Origin of the sequence: Prevotella pallens ATCC 700821 (assembly GCF_000220255.1) — a bacterium.
Classification (GTDB): domain Bacteria; phylum Bacteroidota; class Bacteroidia; order Bacteroidales; family Bacteroidaceae; genus Prevotella; species Prevotella pallens.
The window spans coordinates 1-566 of the sequence record NZ_GL982546.1 but is presented as its reverse complement, the minus strand read 5'-3'; the positions used below and the strand labels follow the sequence as shown (position 1 = coordinate 566).

Here is a 566-nt window from a genome sequence, read left to right as displayed (position 1 = left end):
TTATTAACAACTAACAGATATACTGCTTGCCGTAAAAGCGAGTGCAAAGGTATAACAAAAAATAATAACCACCAAACTTTTCTAAGAAAAAAATGATTCTTTTTGTAAAATAGCCTCTTCAAAAGGGTAAAGCAATGCCGGAATAATTGAATACACCTTATTTATATAATATACAGAAGAACTGTTTTTCTATATATATGGAACAAAAACTGAGAGATATCTGAAACGAACGTGAGAGATATCTGAAACGAAACTGAGAGATATCTAAGACGAACGTGAGAGATATCTAAAACTAAAGTGCCGCATATCTGATTTCACAACTCCTGTAAACAATGAAATTAGTTGATTATAATCTACCACATCATCACCTAAACAAAGAACATTACAAGCACTTGAGCGATGATGACACGAATAAACATTCCTAAAGGATAAACGGTGGCATAACTTATATTAGAGGTCTCGCCTTTAGTCGTATCGTTTGCATAAACCAATGCCATCGGATTTGCCATAGCACCACAAAGTATGCCACAAATGGTTCCATAATCGTATCTCTTTGTACGCAACGC

At 34.5% G+C, this 566-nt stretch carries 1 protein-coding gene; it reads right to left on the bottom strand.

Going from position 1 to position 566, the window contains the following annotated elements; genetic code table 11:
• Positions 1-368 precede the first annotated feature (368 nt).
• Positions 369-566: aspartate-alanine antiporter-like transporter (locus HMPREF9144_RS12605; RefSeq protein WP_006046537.1), on the bottom strand; the 198-nt coding region annotated here is incomplete at its 5' end.